The sequence below is a fragment of the Neobacillus sp. 204 genome (assembly GCF_046562815.1).
GTDB lineage: Bacteria > Bacillota > Bacilli > Bacillales > Cytobacillaceae > Neobacillus.
Genome location: NZ_JBJORY010000010.1, coordinates 139375 through 159395, shown reverse-complemented (window position 1 = coordinate 159395; position 20021 = coordinate 139375). Strand labels below are relative to the sequence as shown.

The following is a 20021-nucleotide window of genomic DNA, read 5'->3' as shown; positions in this document are numbered from 1 at the left end:
ATGGAGGAATTAATCATATGTCTAATTTGCCAAATTGTCCAAAGTGTAATTCTGAATACACTTACGAGGATGGAAGTCTTTTTGTTTGCCCAGAATGTGCACATGAATGGAATTTAGAATCAGAAGCAGAACAGGAAGAACAAAAAGCTGTTAAAGATTCTAATGGAAATGTCTTAAACGATGGGGACTCTATTACTGTCATCAAGGACTTAAAAGTAAAAGGAAGTTCTTCAGTTTTAAAAGCAGGTACAAAAGTCAAAAACATCCGATTAGTGGAAGGCGATCATAATATAGATTGCAAAATCGATGGCTTTGGCGCGATGAGTTTAAAATCAGAATTTGTTAAAAAGTTATAGTATTTAAGAATGAAAAAAGAGCTAGGTTGTTGCCTAGCTCTTAGAAATGTCCCATTTCAACATGATAGTTTTTCTCGGTGAGAACTTTATGCAACAGCTCAATATGATCGTGATTTTTTGTCTCGACGGATATCTCAATTTGCGCATAGCCAGGATAAATATCCTTACCAATTCGATGGAGATTAACCGATTGAACGTTTGCATCTAAATCGGTAATGGAGCCTAGGACCCGTTGAAGTTCACCAGGTTTATCTTTTAAGGTAATCGTAAAATTAGCGTATCTGCCAGACTCAACTAAGCCCCGTTCAATAATTCTTGAGATAAAATTCATATCGACGTTTCCGCCGCTTAACACAGCAACTACTTTTTTCTCTTTTATATTCAATTTTTCATAAAGCAAGGAAGCAAGTGAGACCGCACCTGAACCCTCTACTAATAGTTTATTTCTTTCCAACAACATAAGCATGGTTCTTGCGATTTCCATTTCATCTACACAAAAGACATCATCCACGTATTTTTGGACAATATCAAAAGGTCTTAGCCCTGGTTTTTTAACTGCAATCCCGTCAGCCATCGTGGGTGTGGAATCAACCATAACAGGTTTATGCTCAAATAAGGACTGCTTCATACTTGGGCAAGCAAGTGCCTGGACACCATAAACAGAAATATGAGGATTTTTTTCCTTTATTGCCATAGAGACTCCAGCAATAAGTCCGCCGCCGCCAATTGGACATATAACTGCTTCTACATCGGGAAGCTGATCGAGAATTTCTAATCCGACTGTTCCTTGCCCTGTCATAATTGCCTCATCATCAAAAGCATGAATGAAGGTAGCATCCATTTGCTCCTTTAGTTTTAATGCATAGGCAAGAGCATCATCAAATACTTCCCCTTCTAAGACCACTTCGGCCCCATATTGCTTTGTAGCAAGGATCTTACTAAGTGGTGCTCCTTTAGGCATTACAATGGTACAAGGGACACCTAGCATATGGCTCGAATACGCTACTCCTTGAGCATGATTTCCTGCCGATGCGGCGACAACGCCGTTTTTTAGTTCTTCCTTTGATAGCGAATTAAGCTTATTGTAAGAGCCCCTTACTTTAAAGGAGCCTGTCTTTTGAAGATTTTCTAGCTTTAAAAAAATTTCATTATGGGCCAGCTGACTAAACGTTTTCGAGTAATCGAGGGGAGTGGTATGGACAATTCCCTTCATCTTTTCTCGTGCTACGATGATATCATCGATGTTCAAGTTTTTCCCTCCTCGTACACAAAGTCCTTCTTTTTAGGATGTACAGGAGAAAATAAACTATGTCTCTCTTTCATAAAAAGCCATAGTTCATATACAGAGCGGCAGGAGAATGTTTCTCGCCTCATAGTTAATGAGAATGCAGACTACTCTCTTCCATCCAATAGGCTTCACGAATATTGATTTGCTTGCGAATTTTCCGGATGATTTCGGTGGTGATTTCCCCTTCTTCGTACAAATTTTGAATTTCATCCCGCTCAGCCTGGAATGCCTTTACGCGCAGCTCTCTTTGTAAATGCCTGTAATGGGTAGAATCGGCCCCTTTTTTAGCTAATTTGAATTTCGTAATCATTTCGCTATATTCTCCAATAATAACTAAATAAACATGTTCATTTTCAGGGGTCATCTGATTATTCAAATACTTAATGGCGGCTTTAGCCATATTCAATTTCAAATGAATCATTTTCTTCGTTTGGGCCTGCCGGTTTTTAAGCCGTTCTTGGCCTTTTGGAACAAAGATCTGTAATACTTTTAATAAACTTCTTTTAGCCAGAGTCCAAACAAATAATCTTCGAAAGTGCATCCGATTGGTAACAGCGAGCCTCATGCGCTGAATATGTTCTTCAGACATATAAATGGTTTCGCGGTCAATTTTTTCCTCGAATTTTAATTTTTCAATATAGTTAGCTTCGGCATCCAGGGCTTTCATTCGAATCTCAGTTTCCAGTAATTTTAACTGCTCGGAGATTTCAGCACTTCCAGTGTTCAGTCGATTGCGGATTTGATTGTATGATGAAATAACGGAGACCGCTGCTCCACGATTTTCATCATTCATTAATTCACGAATCGAACGAATCGCTGCGTCTATCATCCGGAGTTTCGCATCTCGTTCCATTTCATTCCGTAGTTCATTTGTGTTTCCTTTTTCCGGCCTGGCAAGGATCGGTAGGAAGATACTGGCTGTTAAAAGAGTGACTAAGATAACCCCAGCGGCAATAAAAATGATTAAGGAACGCTGAGGAAAGGGACCTCCATCGGCCAATACATAGGGAATCGTAAATGCTCCAGCTAGTGTAACGGCTCCTCTTACACCAGAAATCGTAATGATACCAATAGCTCTCAAGGAAGGCATCTTTATTTGTTTTTTGAGCCAGTTCCACTGCCAGGCCGCACTAATCCATAAGAAACGAAGAAGGAGAAGTGCAGCAGATAGGATGAAAATATATTTGCTTACTTCCCAATTATTAAACAGCGGGTCTTTGAAGATTTCATTGATGACACTTGGGATTTGCAAGCCTAATAGTAAAAACACCAATCCGTTCAAAATATAAATAAGTACTGTCCACGTACTTTGGGAAACGACTTGCAATTGCATCGCAGGGGATTGATCACGTTCCCGGTAGATGGTATGAACAATACCTGCTGCTACCACAGATAAAATACCAGAAAGATGCATATGTTCCACTAGGTAGAAAATCACGAATGGGGTGAGAAGTTGAATCAGCATGTGAATTGTCACATCCTCCATCCCAAGCCGGCGAATAAGAATTTTCAGTTGAATGATTAGGATAGAAAGAATAGCACCACCGGCCAAGCCGCCAATCGAAATGACTAAAAAACTCCCGCTTGCCTCTGCCAATGAAAAAACGCCCGTCACCGTTGCGGCCACCGCGAATTTAAATGCAACCAATCCAGAGGCATCGTTCATTAGCCCCTCTCCTTCAAGGACATGCATGATCGTTTGAGGTATCTTCAATCGGCTCGAAATGGCACTCACAGCCACGACATCGGTAGGAGAAAGAATCGAGGCCAAAGCAAAAGCGGCAGGTAATGGAATCGACGGAATCATCCAATAAATTAAGTATCCAATCGCAAATACGGTAACAAACACAAGACCGAGTGCCAGCAGGAGAATCGGTTTTCGTAGTTTCCATAACGCGTGCCGTGAAACATTTTTTCCATCATGAAAAAGTAACGGGGCGATAAATAACACGAAGAACAATTCCGGTTCCATAGGGATATGAATTCCTATTGGAAGTGCCGCAAGCAAAACCCCTAGTGCAATTTGAACCAGCGGCACTGGTATGTATGGCATGAAATGATGGATGAAACTAGATAATCCGATGATGGCGAGTAGTAAAAGTGTGAGTAGAAAAAATTCCATGTCACGTCTCCTCTCTTGGGTATTTTGTGTAATAAAGATATTTTTCAACACTTTAAAGAGTAATTTCACTCTTTTAAAAAAAATAAGCGAACAGTGACTGGCACTTTTCGCCTTAAACAGAAGTGTTCTGCAACTGAGCGGTTACATTTATGGCTGAAGACATTGATTCAGATCAAACATTCCCAGATACAGGAGGACCCTGAGTTATTTACAATGTATACAACACTCGTGGAAGAATCTGTTGATGTGGTAAATGCCCATATTAGCGAATTGGTTGGTCAAATCATACCGATTATTAAAGAGGGAATTGCTAACCAGGAATTTAAATCGACCGATGCAGTAGCCGTTGCAAGTGGGATCTTTATGGCAACTGCTCGATTTCATCATCCAGCCCACGTAAAAGAATGGGCTTCACCTACGATTGATCAGGAATTTGAGATTGTCTGGAGCTTGATTCTTTCATGAATTGTAAAATAAAGCCGATCTTCTACAATGAAGATTGGCTTTTTATATTTAACTATTATTTTGTCGCGTTGGGTTATTAACATGCCCAACGTAAATCCACCACCAAAAATGCAATTCCAAACCGATGGTTGTACAATTGCCATAATTCAGGAAAGAAAAACGAATATATGGCCGCAATAATTGGACTCTTCCTCTCAAGATATTGAATTTCAGCAGGAGAAATATTCAGGCAGGGAAGCTGTGTATCTTCCACTGTAATAAATTATCATTTTCCATTCATCGTATGCATTGCCACAACAAAGCCATTATGTTTTTGGTGGTGATATAGTTCAAAAATATTAAAGGTTTTCGAAAAACAAGCAATATGTATCACATGGCAGTAGGTGAAAAGATTCATTTCTAACGGGAAGAGTAGAAAACGGTCAAAAAATGTTTCAATGAGTCGAATGGTGTCATGAAACTAATGATTCGTTGAAAGGGGGTGAGAAATTGCACTTCCGCCATTTTCTTATTTCAGGTCTAATGGTCGGTGCGGCTCTGCTTTTACCGGACAATGCCTTTGCGGAAAAAAATGAGGTTCGCGGACAGTCACAAACTGCCTCGGTACAAGCTGATAGATTAGTAAAAGCTGAAAAAGCGGTCGTACAACCCAGCGTTCCGGCAAAAGCAAAAAACGCCAAGAAAACTGCAGTGTTACCTGAACCCGTGAGTAAAAATCAGGGCGCAGTCAAACAGCATGCATCAAGTCAAGCTCCTCAACAAGCGGCATCCGAAAAACGGGCTGCAGCGCCGAAAAGTCTGCCAAATCTAGCAGTAGGGAACAGCCAATCTGTTCTAAAAAAGACAGAGAAAGCGGTTGAGGCTCCCGGCCAAATGAAAAAAGCAGATGCACAGGAAAGTAACCAGGGGTTGAACAAGGATAAGCAGACTTCTAAAAATGAGCTAAATCCTTCTTATCATAAAGAGATTAATAGTAAAGAGTCATTGAAGCGATTTGATTCACACAGAGAAGATTCACGGGTATCCATTCCCAAAAAGATGGAACGTTATGAGCCCAAGGCTACAAAACCCGAAAGCAAGGACAAGCTCCCTGCTGATAAAGAAGATAATCCAATTGCAGACCGGGCTTCGAATCAAACTCAACGTTCTAATTGTTCAGGCGGTTCATCAAATGATCGTTCCAGCCTTGGGTTGAGTACGATAAGCACGTTGGATAAGTGGTTTGAATGGAATAAATACTATGAAATGACTTTTGTCCAGCTTTACCTTTCCCGCTATGCATTAATGAGTAACCAATGGGTGAATGCGCCGCCGGCACCACCGCCTCAGGGAAGCTCCTTTATTAAAACTGTTAACCAGAGCTAATAGCCACGGAACATGATAATAAAAGGAGCGAAATTAAAAAATGAAACATTATTTAAACCCTAATTATGTTATGAAATCTTTAGTAGTTGCTGGAGCATTGACTTTTGGAGTATTTGCAGGAGGACATTTTACGGAAGCGGCAGGCCTTGGTAAGGAAAAGGCTGAGCACGCCGTTCATGTAAAAAGTGAATCTAGCGTTAAGGTAAAACCGGCTGCCCCAGTGAAGCCAGCTGTGAAGGTTCGGCCTAAAGCTGAAGTGAAGGAAACGGTAAAGCCTAAAACGGAAAAAAAAGCGAGCAAATCTCAAGCGATTTATCATGCCAGCGACGTGGCAAGGGATCATGCAAATCCAAACTCTGCTGTTTTTGGCAAGGGTGTAAAAACTGAAGATCAAGTAACTGATGAAGCTGTTGTTCAAGAACAAGCAGCAGAAGCAACTGTTGAAAATCAAGAAGCAACTTCTGTATCAACGGATGTTGAAAAAGAGGAAGCTGTAAAGACTGATGACGAAGCTGTAAAGACTGATGACGAAGCTGTAAAGACTGATGACGAAGCTGTAAAGACTGATGACGAAGCTGTAAAAACAGACGACGAAGCTGAAGTTAAAGGTGATGAAAAAGCTGCAGAAGTAGATTCAGATTCAGCTGTAAAAACAGAAGATGAAGAAGATGCTAATGAGCAAGATTCAGATTCTAAGCAAGCCGTTATTAAAACTGATGCAGTAGTAAAAACAAAAGATGATGAAGAAGCTGAAGCGGTAACTGAAGAAGACGATGAGAAAGAAGCTAAGGTTAACCCTTCTATCGCCAACAAAGAAAAATCTCATGCGACTAATGCAAGTGAAAATGCTTTAGAGCATGCATCAGAACACTCTGCTGTAGTTATCGCCAATGAAGCAGCAAAGGCAGAAGCAGTAACTGAAGAAGCTGGAGAAGAAGCAACTGAAGTTGTAACTGAAGAAGCTGGAGAAGAAGCAACAGAAACAGTAACTGAAGAGGCTGGCGAAGAAGCAACTGAAGTTGTAACTGAAGAAGCTGGAGAAGAAGCAACAGAAGCGGTAACTGAAGATGCTGGCGAAGAAGCAACAGAAGCAGTAACTGAAGATGCTGGCGAAGAAGCAACAGAAGCAGTAACTGAAGAAGCTGGCGAAGAAGCAACAGAGGTTGTAACTGAGGATGCTGAAGAAGCAACAGCTGGTACTGTAACAGAAAAAGCTGAAAAAGAAAAAAAAGCTAAAAAAGCTAAAAAAGCTAAAAAAGCTAAAAAAGCTAAAAAAGTAAATCCTTCTATTGCTAACAAAGCAAAATCTCAAGCGACTAATGCAAGTGAAAATGCTTTAGAACATGCATCAGAACATTCTGCAGTAGTAATTGCCAATGAAGCAGCAGAAGCTTCGACTGTAACTGAAGAAGCTACTGAAGAAAACACAGAAGCGGTAACTGAAGAAGCTACTGAAGAAACAACAGAAGCAGTGACTGAAGAAGCTACTGAAGAAACAACAGAAGCAGTGACTGAAGAAGCTACTGAAGAAACAACAGAAGCAGTAACTGAAGAAGCTACTGAAGAAACAACAGAAGCAGTGACTGAAGAAGCTGGCGAAGAAGCAACAGAAGTAGTGACTGAAGAAGCTGGAGATGAAACAACTGAAGCAACAACTGAAGAAACTACAGAAGTAGACAAATCTGCAAGCAACAAAGCAGAAGCTCAAGCTAGGGTAAATGCTAACGAAAATGCAGTAGAACACGCAGCAGACCAATCCGCTGTTAAAGCCGGAGCAGAAGTTTCTGAAGAAGCAGTAACAGAAGAAACAACAGTTGAAACTGCTACAAAAGAATAATTTATTATTTTTTTTTAAAAACTGAGGGATTTCCCTCGGTTTTTTTTATACCTTTTTGAAGCCCGGAGAAAAGATGAAACAGAGAATCCTGTCGTCACCCAGGATAAAATCTCTCCGAATATTTAAAATAACCTAGATGAATAATATGGAAAAAAGGAACAGGTAAAAATGCAGAATCAGTAGCGAATAGTGACTGGCACTGTTCGCCAAAATGGATTCAGCGGTAATATCATAGGAATCGTATGGTGCCCGTGAAGAGGGAAAAATGGATTCAGCGGTAACTATTGAATGCCACTAATGCCCATGAAGGTCGGAAAAACAATACGGCGGTAACTAAAGGAAGCGAGTAGCGTCTGTAAAGAGGTAAAATTCAGTAGACAAAAAATACCGGGCAGTTAGCCCGGTATTTCATTTTAAACCTCCACCTGGGCAACCTTCACTGTCCAGTTAAATGGATCTTCTTTTTTACCAAGTTGGATTCCAGTCATTTCATCATAAATACGTTGAGAGAGCTCACCGATTTGACGATCATTGATGGCAATTGCTTGATCATTCCAATTTAATTTACCAACAGGAGAAATGACGGCAGCCGTGCCTGCCCCAAAGACTTCCTCCAGTTCCCCGCGTTCATGGGCTGCAAAAACCTCTTCAATTGAAATTTTCTCTTCTCGTACAGGGATATTCCAATACTTTAATAGTTCAATGACGGAATCACGTGTAACACCAGGTAGTATGCTTCCATTTAACCTTGGTGTGACAACTTCACCGTTAATTTTGAAGAAGATGTTCATGCTGCCAACTTCTTCGACGTATTTATTCTCTTTAGCATCAAGCCAGAGGATTTGAGCAAAACCATTTTCTTCTGCCTTTTCTTGTGCCTTTAGACTAGCCGCGTAATTTCCAGCTGTCTTAACATGGCCAACTCCACCAATCACTGCTCGGACATAATGCTCTTCCACATATATTTTTACTGGGCTCAATTGATCGCCATAATAGGCTCCCGATGGAGAAAGGATGACAAGCAATTTATATTGTTTTGCAGGTCGGACGCCAAGATAGGGCTCTGTTGAGAAAATAAACGGTCGAATGTAAAGTGAAGTCCCTTCACCCTCAGGAATCCAATCTTTTTCCGTTAAAAGTAATTGTTTAATGGCTTTTAATAAAAAATCCTCATCAATTTGCGGGATACAGAGTCGATCGCAGGATTCATTCAAGCGTCTCATATTTTTTTCTGGACGGAAGAGCTGGATACTTCCATCTGCTGTCTTATAGGCTTTCATTCCTTCAAAGATTGCTTGTCCATAGTGGAAAACCATCGCAGAAGGATCAAGTGTTATTGGCTCGTAAGGAGTAATTCGCGGATCACACCAGCCGACTTCATGATGATAATCCATAACAAACATGTAATCGCTAAAATACTTCCCAAAACCAAGTGAAGCAAAATCAGGCTTTTCCTTTAAAACTTCTCTTTGAATAAATCCAATTTCTTGTTTCATGGCACACCTCTTGTCGATTCTCTACTATAAAAGTAGGCTTTGTTTTAGCGGAAATTCTAAAAATTAAAATTAACTGTATTATCTAACTATACCACTTTTATACCATCCACATCCATTCTCTAGATTTAAAATGGACAGACAAAAGGATGAGGAATAAAATCCTTAGCCTTCATTCCACTAAGAGTAGAGGTCCTAAGCATGGGAAAATTCACCTAATTGCTCTTTTGAGAAATACATGTTACCATAAGGTCACATGATAAATGAAACAATCTATTCACATATTGTGACCAGAATTTACGTTTCTCACGAAAGGATCGTTGCAATGGAAGACGAACTTTCCACTTTATTTAAAGCTTTAGGTCATCCAATTCGAAGAAGGATATTGGATATTTTGAAGCAATCAGCTAAGACAACTGGTGAACTAAATGAATATTTTCCTGAAGTGACCAGATATGCAATTATGAAGCACTTAACGATTTTGGAGGAAGGGAAGTTGGTAGTGGTTAGACGGGAAGGAAAATATCGACGAAATTTCCTCAATGCCATTCCACTTCAGGAAATGCATAATCGTTGGGTAGGGCAATACATGCAAACTACCGCCAATTCACTATTAAATTTACGATCAGTCATTGAAAAAACAGGAGGAGAGTCAGACATGAAAACAACCGATCAAGCACAAAGCAGCGCATTTCGTATCGAGCAAGAAGTAGAAATCAACGCTCCGCGTGAACAGGTGTTTAAAGCCTTAACGGAACAAGCAGGGGACTGGTGGGAATTTCGTATCGCTCCAAAAGGGGTACCATCTCACTTTACGTTTGAGCCTGTTCCGGGCGGGCAATTCATTGAAAGATGGCGTGAAAATGAAGGGGCTGTCTGGGGGAACGTTTATTATGTGAATGCACCAGAAGAAATTCGTCTCCATGGTCACTTAGGGATGCAAGGAGCGGTAAATAGTTCTTATACGTACCGATTAGTAGAAAAAGACGGGGCTACTTTGCTGCAACTTTCTCATACTGCTTCAGGAATCCTTCAAGAGGACTGGGAACCATCACATACTGAAGGATGGAAATATTTACTCGGCACGTTACTTAAAAATTATGTAGAAAAAATAAGTCTTAAAAGTTGAAGGTAGTGGAGGTTAATCATATTGGTAGATGTTTTTACTGAAATAATTATCGACTGCCCTGTGGATCAGGTTGCAAAGTATGCGACGAATCCAGACAATGCCCCAGAATGGTATGTAAATATTCAATCGGTGGAATGGCAAACGAAAAAACCATTGAAGTTGGGTTCTAGAGTTGCCTTTAAAGCACAATTTCTTGGGAGAGAACTTGCCTATATTTATGAAATAACAGAATATATTCCAGAAAATAAGCTAGTGATGAAAACCGCACAGGGACCGTTTCCAATGGAGACGATCTATACCTGGGAAGCTATAGACAGTCATCACACCCGAATGACCTTAAGGAACAAAGGGAATCCAACTGGTTTTTCAAAAGTCTTTGCCCCGTTTATGGCCCCCATGATGAAACGAGCAAACAGGAAAGATTTAAAAAATATAAGGGAAATTCTTGAATCCTAAAAAAGACAGGAGCCCAAAAAGAAAACGCCGCAAATGGGCGACTAAACATGGAGAAAAAAGTGAACCCATCCGGAATCTGACAAATTCCGGATGGGTTCATAGGCTCTAATAATACGTACTTTCGGTTAAACTACACTTTTGACATTTCCTCATACCTGGGGTTTCCAAAAATATATGCTTACAGCCACACTGAATGGAATGAATTTTCCCATTTAAGTGATGGATCTTTTGTTGCAAAACAACTATTTCTTCCTTTAATCTTTTTATGTTATCGGAGTCATTATTATCGATAAATTCTTGATCCATCAGTGACAAATTCCTCCGCTTTTTTCTTCATTTCTTCATCAATCGCTAATTCCACGCTATTGGTCCCCTCTTTTGCCATCCCCCGAATGTCATGGGAAATTCGCATGGAACAAAATTTCGGGCCGCACATGGAACAAAAATGAGCCGTTTTTGCTCCCTCAGCAGGAAGTGTTTCATCATGGTACTCCCTTGCACGTTCTGGATCCAATGATAAATTAAATTGGTCTTCCCATCTAAATTCAAAACGAGCTTTTGATAAAGCATTATCCCTTATTTGTGCATCCGGGTGGCCCTTGGCTAAATCAGCAGCATGAGCAGCAATTTTATAAGCAATAACACCATCGCGGACATCCTCTTTATTCGGTAAACCAAGATGTTCTTTTGGTGTCACATAGCAAAGCATGGCTGTTCCGAACCAGCCGATCATCGCAGCACCAATTGCAGAAGTAATATGATCATATCCTGGAGCAATATCGGTTGTTAATGGTCCTAAGGTATAGAATGGAGCTTCTTTACAGATTTCCATTTGCTTATCAACATTTTCTTTAATTAGATGCATTGGTACATGGCCAGGGCCTTCAATCATCACTTGGACATCATGCTGCCAGGCGATCTGCGTTAATTCACCTAACGTTTCCAGTTCTGCAAATTGCGCTTCATCATTCGCATCGGCTATGCTTCCAGGACGTAAACCATCTCCAAGTGAAACAGAAATGTCATAGTGCTTCAAAATTTCACAAATTTCTTCAAAGTGGGTATAAAGGAAACTTTCTTGGTGGTGGGCCAAGCACCACTGTGCCATAATTGAGCCGCCGCGGGAGACAATCCCTGTTGTCCGTTTTGCCGTCATCGGAATATACCGCAGCAGGACGCCAGCGTGGATGGTAAAATAATCGACCCCTTGTTCGGCCTGTTCTATCAATGTATCCCGGTAAACCTCCCAGGTTAAATTTTCGGCTACTCCATTTACCTTTTCGAGTGCTTGATATATTGGCACTGTACCAACTGGAACTGGTGAGTTACGGATGATCCATTCCCTAGTTGTATGTATATTCTTTCCGGTTGATAGATCCATGATGTTATCTGCCCCCCAACGGGTCGCCCATGTCATTTTTTCAACCTCTTGCTCTATTGATGAAGTGACCGCTGAGTTGCCAATGTTTGCATTAATTTTGACATGAAAATTTCGGCCAATGATCATAGGTTCGGCTTCCGGGTGATTTATATTTGCCGGAATAATCGCTCTCCCATTGGCAACCTCACTACGAACAAACTCAGGATCGGCATTTTCTCGAATCGCTATGAACTCCATTTCAGGGGTGATTATGCCTTTTTTGGCGTAATGCATTTGCGTGACCGTTTGCCCTGCTTTTGCACGAAGAGGTCTTTTATTAATGTTTGGAAACCATTCGAGATTCGCTCGTTCATCATCTTCGAGATATCCGTTATCTTTAGGTTTTATTTCTCTTCCCTGATAGGCCTCAACATCATTACGCTCGAGAATCCATTTCTTGCGGATCTGCGGAAGTCCCTTTCTGATATCGACATGATAATTGGAATCTGTATATAGACCGCTCGTATCATATACGCGAACAGGGGCATTGTCTTCTTCACCAAATGATGTTACGGTGCGCCCCAGCTGAATTTCTCTCATTGGAACCCTAATATCAGACCTTGATCCTTCGATATACACTTTTTTACTTCCTGTAAATTGCGATTTTAACTCAATGTTCACTTCAGTTTGATTTTGCATGTAACTTCCTCCTAATAAATAGTAGATTTTGCGATCTAGGAGTTACTGCATAAGTTCCATTACAAGCACCTCAGGGGCAGACTTATAAATGAAAGACAATAAAAAAAGGCTCTGTTTACACAGAACCTGATTTTTCGTCAAAAAGTAGTGGCGCAGAAAAATAATTAGTACGCCTTTGAAACTACTTCCCTACGCTGGTATAATCCAGATCAGGTTCAAAGGGTCAAAGAATTTAACGCATTCTTCTCTCAGTCCGAGCTATCGGACCCCCCTAGTAGAACTATTGAAACAGTATAAAATATGTTGTTTACTTTTAAAAAATAACATAGGTTTTAGAAAAATAAAAGAAATAAGTGAAAATATTTAAAAAAATATTTTTGTAGTTTTTTCAATTAGTGTACTTTTCATTTTGTTTACAAACCTATCGGACAGTCCAAAATGAAGGCTTCTCTTTTTTTTAAACAAGGGTATAAACAAGGAATTCTGAACAAATACTTTAATTGTTATTTACTAAAAGGAGGTCATGAACATGGATGCACAAAGAGCACAGGAAATTGCTAGTTCACCAGCTATGGCTAATGTAAAGTATAATGGAACACAGATTTATATTGAGCATGTAGACCAAAATAACGGTACAGCCACAATCCATCCTCTTGAAGAACCAAACAATAAACAAAGTGTTTCTGTATCAAACCTAATAGAACAGTGATTCGTCAGCTTGCTTTTATTAAAACATTGTTTTTGAAAATAGCCGTATGTAAACACATTCGGTTATTTTCTTTAATAAAGATTTAAAGCGTTTAATCGACCGAACTCCGCAAAAAGAAGTGAGAAGGGTCGCCAATAGAGCGTCTAAGCGACCGAGCTTGCCAAGAAGAAGCGAGCCCGGTCGTTAATAATGTATGCAGATAATGAAGTTTGCAAAAACAAACATTCATCTACAAATCAGCGATGCATGGTCCACATGCCAATATCCTTAAAGCCGAGTCGTTTATAAATTCTGCCAGCTTCAGGGTTGTCATAAAATAGGCAAAGGGTTTTCCCTTCATTTAGGACATCTTGAACAACCTTTTGCATAATAGAAGTGGCGAGACCTTGCCGGCGATATTCCTTCCTAGTGCAGACACCTACAATCATTGCCGACATTGAATTTTCCGCTGCGGTTGAGGCACAAGCAGTCATGACACCATTGTCCTCTGTAAAGTAGGTTCTTGATGTATGAGCCTCCATTGATTGTACTAATACGTCCCGGGCGTCACTTCTTACGGAGAATTCCTCAATGGAATGGCGGAGTCCTATGATTTGATCGACATCATCGATACTAGCCTTTTTATAGGCGACATCATTGGGGGATAGGCATTCAGCGGTACTGCATTCAGCAAAATAAGTCACTTGCTTCTTACCAAGATGTAGCTCATCATAAACTTCAAATTTCGCTACAATATCTGATTTTCCGGAGAGGAGAATGGGCTGGCTGTAGTTTTTCATAATCGATACAAAACCACTCGTATCGAATTCTCCTTTTGCATAAGGAATAAAAGATTGATGGAATCGAAGTAGGACGGCTTTAATCATGTCCTGTTCGTCAAACTCGGCCCAAAGTTCTTGTGATTCAGAAGAATAACCGAAGGCCTCAATATCCCCAATAATAAATAGATTAATAGATGGTTCCTCACTTAAAAAAGCGAGAACCTGATGATGATCTTGGTCCGTAAGCTTTCTAATCAAGTCAATTCCCCCCTTGAAAAATAAAACCTAAAAATCTCCTATTTATCTACAATACATCAAAATAAAGGAATAATCCAAAAGATCGACTAGGAACTAGTTCCCTATTTGATAATAGGGAATCAAAGGGGATTAAAATTAAACCCCAATTTTTTCATAATTAAACTAGGAGTAGATTATTTGTAGGATAGAAGGATAGAAGCGGAATATTTTAGTGACTAAGTTTTTACTTCCTGAATAAGAGAAAATCCCCCAATCAAACAAATGATCTGGCGGAAATTTAAAGAGAAAATACCGATGTTATAAACAAGGGATACTGACAAAATAACAGTATCCCTTGTTTTATTCTGATTATCTAGCAAAATAATTAATTAGTTATTTTATGATAATCATTTTGGAAGTTGTTTTAGGTTGTAAATATCATCCCCAGATGTAATTCATTCTAAATCTTAGGTACTAGTTAATATTAGGATTTACCTTTATAACTTCCACATTCTTACTTTGTAGGGAATACTAATAATTTTATTGTTTACTTTTAGGGAAGTACTCCTTATTCCTCTTTTTTGGGGGATACATGGTGAGAAATTAATTAAACTTTTACCCTAAAATAATTGTTTCAAATGAAAAAACTACCCAATGGTGTGGATAGCTTTTTCAGATACTTAAATATTTTAAGGTTTAGTGTTTTTCGACACCATTAATATGATGTAAGCAAGAGTGATTTTTTATTCAAAATTAATTAATGTGCAATATTATTTATACAATTCAATCTTGGTTTAGAATAATACTCAATGAGTGCCTAAGACAGGTGCTCTTTTTTAATGGGGAATAAAATCGAAAAATAAAATCTATAACACTTTACTTAAGAAAGCTTTGGTCCGTTCGTGCTGCGGGTTACCGAACAATGCATTCGGTTCATTTTCTTCGACAATATAACCGCCGTCCATAAAGATCACTCGGTCCCCCACTTCCCTGGCAAAGCCCATTTCATGTGTAACAACTACCATGGTCATACCTTCTTTAGCCAGCTGTTTCATTACCTCTAAAACATCTCCTACCATTTCAGGGTCAAGTGCGGAAGTTGGCTCGTCAAATAACATAATTTTTGGATTCATTGCAAGTGCCCTTGCAATCGCAACCCGCTGTTTCTGTCCTCCGGATAATTCGCCTGGATAGCTACTAGCTTTTTCTATTAGTCCCACTTTATTAAGCAGTTCTAGCGCTATTTTTTCGGCTTCTGATTTCTCAGTACCGCGAATTTTTATAGGACCTAGAGTAATGTTCTCTAACACTGTTTTATGAGGAAATAGATTAAACTGTTGAAAAACCATACCTACTTCTTGTCTAACTTTGTTTAAATTAATTTTTGGATCGGTAATATCATTACCGTTAATGGTTACCTCGCCGCCTGAGATTTCCTCCAAGCGATTTAAACAGCGAAGGAATGTACTCTTCCCTGATCCAGATGGACCAATTACACAAATGACTTCTTTTTCTTGCACTACTGCATTGATATCTCTTAAAACCTCTACTTTTCCAAAAGATTTACTCAAGTTTTTTACAGTTATAATACTCATCGAAGCTGAATTCTCCTTTCGACGATATTAGCAAGAATGGTTAACAAGTAAATGATGATAAAGTAAATAACACCAACAGCCAGCCAAATCTTAAATGCTTCAAAAGTAGCCGAAGCTTGAATCTGACCTTGCTGTGTTAAATCCGCTATACCAATGACGGATAAAAGTGAAGTATCTTTCAAGCTAATGATTGATTGGTTCGTAATAGTAGGGAGCATTCTTCTAAATGCTTGTGGAAGCACCACATACCTCATGGTTTGTGCACCGGTAAATCCGATTGATCTTGCAGCCTCAGTTTGTCCTTTATCAATGGATTGGATGCCGGCTCTGATAATCTCAGCAAAATAGGCCCCTGCATTGATGGCGACGGTAATAATCCCGGCAACCGTACTATTTAGGGAAATCAAGTGTAATGAGTTAACACCAAAATAGATAAAAAACAATTGGACAATAAACGGCGTTCCACGAATGGCATCAACATAAACCTTGGCAATCCAGTTTAAGATCTTGAAAGGTGCAAGTCGCAATAAGGCAACTACTAAACCGATTAAAAAACCAAGTATAATCGCTATTACAAATATATAAAGGGTCACTTGAAGTCCTTGAAGTAAAATTGGCAATGCCACAGCTATTATTTTCACTTAATTCATCTCCTTCCAAGTAAGCAGGCACGTAAATGCGCGCGCCTAGTATTGATTAAAAATCTTATTTACCAATATATTTTTTTAAAATCTTATCGTATGTTCCATCTTTTTGCAGTTCTGCAAGACCTTTATTTATTTTTACTAATAAATCTTTGTTTTGTCCTTTTAACACGGCAATACCGTATTTGTCCCCATTCAAACGGTCACCCACGATTTTTAAACCAAGATCTTTTTGGGCAATTGCATAGGAGATTACAGGATAATCTTCGATTAATGCATCAGCATTTCCATTTGCCACTTCCTGGAACATCGCAGGGCTATCATTAAATTGAACCACTTTAATTCCTAGTTTATTAGCATTATCCAATGCATATTTTGAACCAGTCGTTCCTTTTTTAACTGCAACCGTTTTTCCTTTTAGGTCATCAACGGATTTAATCGTTGTATTATCCTTTTTGACAACAACTGTTAATCCTGCATTAAAATATGGTGTTGAGAAATCAACGATCTTCTTTCTTTCATCCGTAATGCTCATGCCTGCAATCGCTACGTCAAGCTGATTAGCTTGCATGGCAGGTATAATTCCGCCAAAGTCCATAGGAGAAAGATCGATTTTAAAGCCTTGATTTTTGGCAATTGCATTAATTAATTCAATATCAATTCCTTTATATTCATTCCTATCCTTAAATTCAAACGGAGGGTAAGTTGTATCCACACCGATTTTGTATACTTTTGAGTCATTTCCCGCTCCGCTAGTCGATTTATCTTTCGTTCCACAAGCCGCTAAAAGAAGCGTAAGAATTAAAAATAAGCTAATGAATTTAATTTTCTTCATTTCAATCCCACCTTTTAATCTTTTAATATAAAAACTTAGAAAATGCTTAAATCTCATAAACAGTTTGAGTTTCAAAAGGGACTTTCAATGCATATAAAGTCTATCGGTTCAGCCTCTCTTTCTTAGGATTTAGTTGTAGGAAGTGTTAGGCATTATCCTCATTTGGAAGCGTTTCCAATTCTACCATTTAAGAAGATATAATTGATCTTATAACCCAACCTACAAAAAAATACAAATAACTACAGATTATTCGAAATAATTTTAATAATCTGAATACAAAATCGACTTCTACATTTATATAGCCCTGCCTTTATAATCAATAGGATCAACATAATGAACGTGGCAAGATACATCCTTGGTGAATCCATCGCCCATACTGTTAACTTTACAGCTAAGTTAGACTCTATTGCATAACATATCCGCTGGTTAAATACCTCAGCTTTATTTTCGTCAATTAACGACTTTCGCTGGCGTTCTCGATCCTTAAACATTGAGCGCTGCATTTCGAATGCTAACGGTAAAAAGACGCAGGTTGTCATTTCTTTTTACCACTATAGGAGTACAATTTATTTACTTAAAAGAGAATATGGACACACGAACATCAACAGGAAAGGCTATGTTTCAAATGATGTGCGTTATTGCTGAACTTGAGAGAAACCTTATTGCAGAACGAGTAAAGGAGGGATTAGAAGCTAGTAAAAAACGAGGAAAGAATTTCGGTAGACCGGAGGTCGATAAGGATAAAGTAACATTGGCCCTACGAATGTATGACAGTAAGGAATACTCTGTAAAGGAAATTATAGAAGGCACTGGTATTTCACAAGGTTCTTTATACAGAGCTATTCAGAAATGAACCCTAGAAACAACATAAGAAGCATACACTGCTCAGGTTTCCCCATATCATCTCTCCACTTAAATGCTACTTTGCGGTCTATAACAGCAACACTGTGACTAGGCCTCATTGAAAGCAAAGGCTTTTATCAATTAAGGGGTATTTTCTTATTCAACAAACGGGCTATTATATACAGTATGAATTTCTACCGTATTCAACGTATGTAATGATTTAAAAATGATCGAATTTCTATCTTTGCTAACACATTATATACAGTTATTTTTTATAGTATTCAATGTATTCAAAGATATAAAAAATAGACATGAATAATAGGGGAAAGTTGCAACCTTGAAGTTTAGTGTGGAAGTGTACTTCTTCCAGACTAAACTTTAAGGACAGTAAGCGAAAGCGCGGTAGGGATGAAAGAAAGACTAGTTGCCTGTTTAAGAGATTGCTTAATCGCATGATCAATTGTTACCCAAAGAGGGCTAAATTCAAGTCCTTAAATCCCGTATCTATGACTACATGTAATCAAAGATTAAAGGTGCATTCTTTCAACATTTTTTGATTTGATACTGTATATATGGGGCATATTGTTGAACAACGCCTAGATATTTAGGTTAAAGTTTAGAAGAGATTGTGAAATTTTGTACTTAAAGTAACGGAGCAGGTTACTCGAAGAAGGAATAATGACATTATATAAAAAATAAATAAATACTAATTAACTAAATTTGAAAGAGAAACAGGCGAAATCCATGAGAAGGGTGGCAAGGATATGAAATTCAAAGGCCAGGCTGTCTTGACCTCATTCTTTCGGAAATCGTCGCTAAATTTGAAGCCATCATTCGTTGAGATGAAGTCAAGTTTCCAGAAGGCGAAAGGAATGAAGAAGAAGGCTATGGCAACCATAAGCCTAGCGACAAAAAAAGGTCGGTTAATGCTAACCGGCCTTTTATGTACATATTCAATTAGGGTTTAGGTTTTTTTGGATTTTGTTAGCGGAATGTTTACTTAATTATTGCGAAAGAAGAACCAGTGGATACATTACCACCGTAATACTCAAAACTATCAGTCCCCTTACCATCGACGGTTCCGGAAACCGAGACATTATTGTAATCTTTGAAAGTACCCTTAGAAAGTTTGATGTACTCGTCGAAATCGATCTGGACATTTTTCTCAGAGTATTTTGAGGTAGAATAACTCTTTGGATTGAATGTCCAGGTAAGATTGATAGATTTAGTACCAGCAGGAGTTTCATCACCTGTGCAATTTCCTTCTTCATCGCAAGTAAAATCAACTTTATATACTTCTACTGTCTGATTCACTTTGGCCGTACCTTTGTTAATGTCAATAACCGCTTTGGTTGCTGGTACTACGGCGCTGCCATAATAGTATTCGTCTTTTTCATAATCGTAGGTTTGGTAATAAAGGATGTAAGAATCCTTACCTTCAAAGTTAGTAGAAAGGTCTACAGAGGTATCGACAGTACCTTCTGACCCATAGAATGAAGTACCTTGAAAAGAGCCTTTGTATACAGGGGAATTGCTTTGCGCCATTGCTGGCAGGGCCATAGTTAAAAGGAACACAACCGTCAGAATCAATACTTTCACTTTTCTCATTACGAACCTCCAGTTATTGGAAACCTAAACCACTGTAATAATTTTACAATATAGAAGAAAAAAAGTATTTAAGTAAAGTTCGACAATTTTCACACTTTGAAGAAAATGATAGGGAGGTGTATTAGGATTTGATGGAAAAAGCTAATTTAATATTCAATTAAAGGCTGTATTTGATCCAGGAGGATTACGGCCTTTTTTGTTGAACTCCTTGTTGAACTA

At 38.8% G+C, this 20021-nt stretch carries 17 protein-coding genes, 1 pseudogene and 1 riboswitch; of the genes and pseudogenes, 8 read left to right on the top strand and 10 right to left on the bottom strand.

The genetic code is table 11. The annotated features are described in order from the left end of the window. Positions 1-17 precede the first annotated feature (17 nt). A complete protein-coding gene (locus ACJ004_RS20795; RefSeq protein ID WP_410895046.1) occupies positions 18-356 on the top strand; it encodes a zinc ribbon domain-containing protein YjdM in 339 nt (112 codons plus the stop codon). A gap of 40 nt (positions 357-396) precedes the next feature. On the opposite strand, the gene ilvA is transcribed toward ACJ004_RS20795, so the two are convergent. Next, the gene (ilvA, locus tag ACJ004_RS20790; RefSeq protein ID WP_410895076.1) at positions 397-1569 is read right to left on the bottom strand and encodes a threonine ammonia-lyase; all 1173 of its coding nucleotides are present in this window, start codon (positions 1567-1569) and stop codon (positions 397-399) included. A gap of 163 nt (positions 1570-1732) precedes the next feature. Further along, entirely contained in the window at positions 1733-3766 is a 2034-nt protein-coding gene (locus ACJ004_RS20785; RefSeq protein ID WP_410895045.1) for a Na+/H+ antiporter, read from the bottom strand. Positions 3767-3859: 93 nt separating this feature from the next. On the opposite strand from ACJ004_RS20785, the gene ACJ004_RS20780 reads away from it, so the two are divergent. The 3 genes from ACJ004_RS20780 to ACJ004_RS20770 all read left to right on the top strand — a co-directional run bounded on the left by ACJ004_RS20780 (position 3860) and on the right by ACJ004_RS20770 (position 7433). Beyond that, positions 3860-4231, top strand: coding sequence for a hypothetical protein (locus ACJ004_RS20780; protein WP_410895044.1), 372 nt, complete (start codon positions 3860-3862; stop codon positions 4229-4231). A 489-nt stretch (positions 4232-4720) separates the two neighbouring features. After that, positions 4721-5596, top strand: a complete 876-nt coding sequence (locus ACJ004_RS20775) for a hypothetical protein (RefSeq protein ID WP_410895043.1) — start codon at positions 4721-4723, stop codon at positions 5594-5596. Between the two features lie 40 nt (positions 5597-5636). Then, the gene (locus ACJ004_RS20770; RefSeq protein ID WP_410895042.1) at positions 5637-7433 is read left to right on the top strand and encodes a hypothetical protein; all 1797 of its coding nucleotides are present in this window, start codon (positions 5637-5639) and stop codon (positions 7431-7433) included. Between the two features lie 413 nt (positions 7434-7846). Here the strand turns inward: ACJ004_RS20770 and ACJ004_RS20765 are convergent, their stop codons facing one another. Then, the gene (locus ACJ004_RS20765) at positions 7847-8929 is read right to left on the bottom strand and encodes a branched-chain amino acid aminotransferase (RefSeq protein ID WP_410895041.1); all 1083 of its coding nucleotides are present in this window, start codon (positions 8927-8929) and stop codon (positions 7847-7849) included. Between the two features lie 283 nt (positions 8930-9212). Between ACJ004_RS20765 and ACJ004_RS20760 the strand changes: the two genes are divergently transcribed. Together ACJ004_RS20760 and ACJ004_RS20755 are read left to right on the top strand one after the other, a co-directional pair. Next, positions 9213-10055, top strand: a complete 843-nt coding sequence (locus ACJ004_RS20760; protein ID WP_410895040.1) for an SRPBCC domain-containing protein — start codon at positions 9213-9215, stop codon at positions 10053-10055. A 21-nt stretch (positions 10056-10076) separates the two neighbouring features. Beyond that, positions 10077-10511, top strand: a complete 435-nt coding sequence (locus ACJ004_RS20755; RefSeq protein WP_410895039.1) for an SRPBCC family protein — start codon at positions 10077-10079, stop codon at positions 10509-10511. A gap of 283 nt (positions 10512-10794) precedes the next feature. Here the strand turns inward: ACJ004_RS20755 and thiC are convergent, their stop codons facing one another. After that, complete coding sequence (thiC, locus tag ACJ004_RS20750) at positions 10795-12570, bottom strand: phosphomethylpyrimidine synthase ThiC (RefSeq protein ID WP_410895038.1); 1776 nt, start codon at positions 12568-12570, stop codon at positions 10795-10797. 169 nt (positions 12571-12739) lie between these two features. After that, a riboswitch (TPP riboswitch) is annotated at positions 12740-12853 on the bottom strand. A 246-nt stretch (positions 12854-13099) separates the two neighbouring features. Between thiC and ACJ004_RS20745 the strand changes: the two genes are divergently transcribed. After that, complete coding sequence (locus ACJ004_RS20745; protein ID WP_410895037.1) at positions 13100-13279, top strand: small acid-soluble spore protein H; 180 nt, start codon at positions 13100-13102, stop codon at positions 13277-13279. A 236-nt stretch (positions 13280-13515) separates the two neighbouring features. Here ACJ004_RS20745 and ACJ004_RS20740 read toward each other — a convergent pair whose 3' ends face one another. From ACJ004_RS20740 to ACJ004_RS20720, 5 genes are all read right to left on the bottom strand, one after another. Continuing rightward, positions 13516-14298 carry a GNAT family N-acetyltransferase gene (locus ACJ004_RS20740; protein ID WP_410895036.1) on the bottom strand — a complete coding sequence of 261 codons (783 nt, stop codon included), beginning with the start codon at positions 14296-14298 and terminating at the stop codon, positions 13516-13518. Between the two features lie 845 nt (positions 14299-15143). Then, entirely contained in the window at positions 15144-15872 is a 729-nt protein-coding gene (locus ACJ004_RS20735) for an amino acid ABC transporter ATP-binding protein (protein ID WP_410895035.1), read from the bottom strand. Continuing rightward, complete coding sequence (locus ACJ004_RS20730; protein WP_410895034.1) at positions 15869-16513, bottom strand: amino acid ABC transporter permease; 645 nt, start codon at positions 16511-16513, stop codon at positions 15869-15871. Before ACJ004_RS20730 ends, ACJ004_RS20735 begins: the two co-directional genes overlap by 4 nt. Before the next feature lie 64 nt (positions 16514-16577). Then, positions 16578-17351, bottom strand: coding sequence for a transporter substrate-binding domain-containing protein (locus tag ACJ004_RS20725; protein WP_410895033.1), 774 nt, complete (start codon positions 17349-17351; stop codon positions 16578-16580). Between the two features lie 239 nt (positions 17352-17590). Next, positions 17591-17890 (bottom strand): YolD-like family protein, encoded by a 300-nt coding sequence (locus ACJ004_RS20720; protein WP_410895032.1) that lies wholly within the window; start codon positions 17888-17890, stop codon positions 17591-17593. Between the two features lie 14 nt (positions 17891-17904). On the opposite strand from ACJ004_RS20720, the pseudogene ACJ004_RS20715 reads away from it, so the two are divergent. Then, positions 17905-18204 (top strand): annotated as a pseudogene (locus ACJ004_RS20715) (recombinase family protein); the annotation flags it as partial. A 986-nt stretch (positions 18205-19190) separates the two neighbouring features. On the opposite strand, the gene ACJ004_RS20710 reads toward ACJ004_RS20715, so the two are convergent. Beyond that, positions 19191-19769: a hypothetical protein gene (locus ACJ004_RS20710; RefSeq protein ID WP_410895031.1), complete on the bottom strand. Its 579-nt coding sequence runs from the start codon at positions 19767-19769 to the stop codon at positions 19191-19193. Positions 19770-20021 lie beyond the last annotated feature (252 nt).

What these genes read in the sequence shown, in the direction of transcription:
- thiC (WP_410895038.1), bottom strand. Translation starts at nt 12,570, where the DNA reads ATGCAAAATCAAACTGAAGTGAACATTGAGTTAAAATCGCAATTTACA.
- ACJ004_RS20770 (WP_410895042.1), top strand. Translation starts at nt 5,637, where the DNA reads ATGAAACATTATTTAAACCCTAATTATGTTATGAAATCTTTAGTAGTT.
- ACJ004_RS20745 (WP_410895037.1), top strand. Translation starts at nt 13,100, where the DNA reads ATGGATGCACAAAGAGCACAGGAAATTGCTAGTTCACCAGCTATGGCT.
- ACJ004_RS20720 (WP_410895032.1), bottom strand. Translation starts at nt 17,890, where the DNA reads ATGACAACCTGCGTCTTTTTACCGTTAGCATTCGAAATGCAGCGCTCA.
- ACJ004_RS20765 (WP_410895041.1), bottom strand. Translation starts at nt 8,929, where the DNA reads ATGAAACAAGAAATTGGATTTATTCAAAGAGAAGTTTTAAAGGAAAAG.
- ACJ004_RS20735 (WP_410895035.1), bottom strand. Translation starts at nt 15,872, where the DNA reads ATGAGTATTATAACTGTAAAAAACTTGAGTAAATCTTTTGGAAAAGTA.
- ACJ004_RS20785 (WP_410895045.1), bottom strand. Translation starts at nt 3,766, where the DNA reads ATGGAATTTTTTCTACTCACACTTTTACTACTCGCCATCATCGGATTA.
- ACJ004_RS20725 (WP_410895033.1), bottom strand. Translation starts at nt 17,351, where the DNA reads ATGAAGAAAATTAAATTCATTAGCTTATTTTTAATTCTTACGCTTCTT.
- ACJ004_RS20795 (WP_410895046.1), top strand. Translation starts at nt 18, where the DNA reads ATGTCTAATTTGCCAAATTGTCCAAAGTGTAATTCTGAATACACTTAC.
- ilvA (WP_410895076.1), bottom strand. Translation starts at nt 1,569, where the DNA reads ATGAAGGGAATTGTCCATACCACTCCCCTCGATTACTCGAAAACGTTT.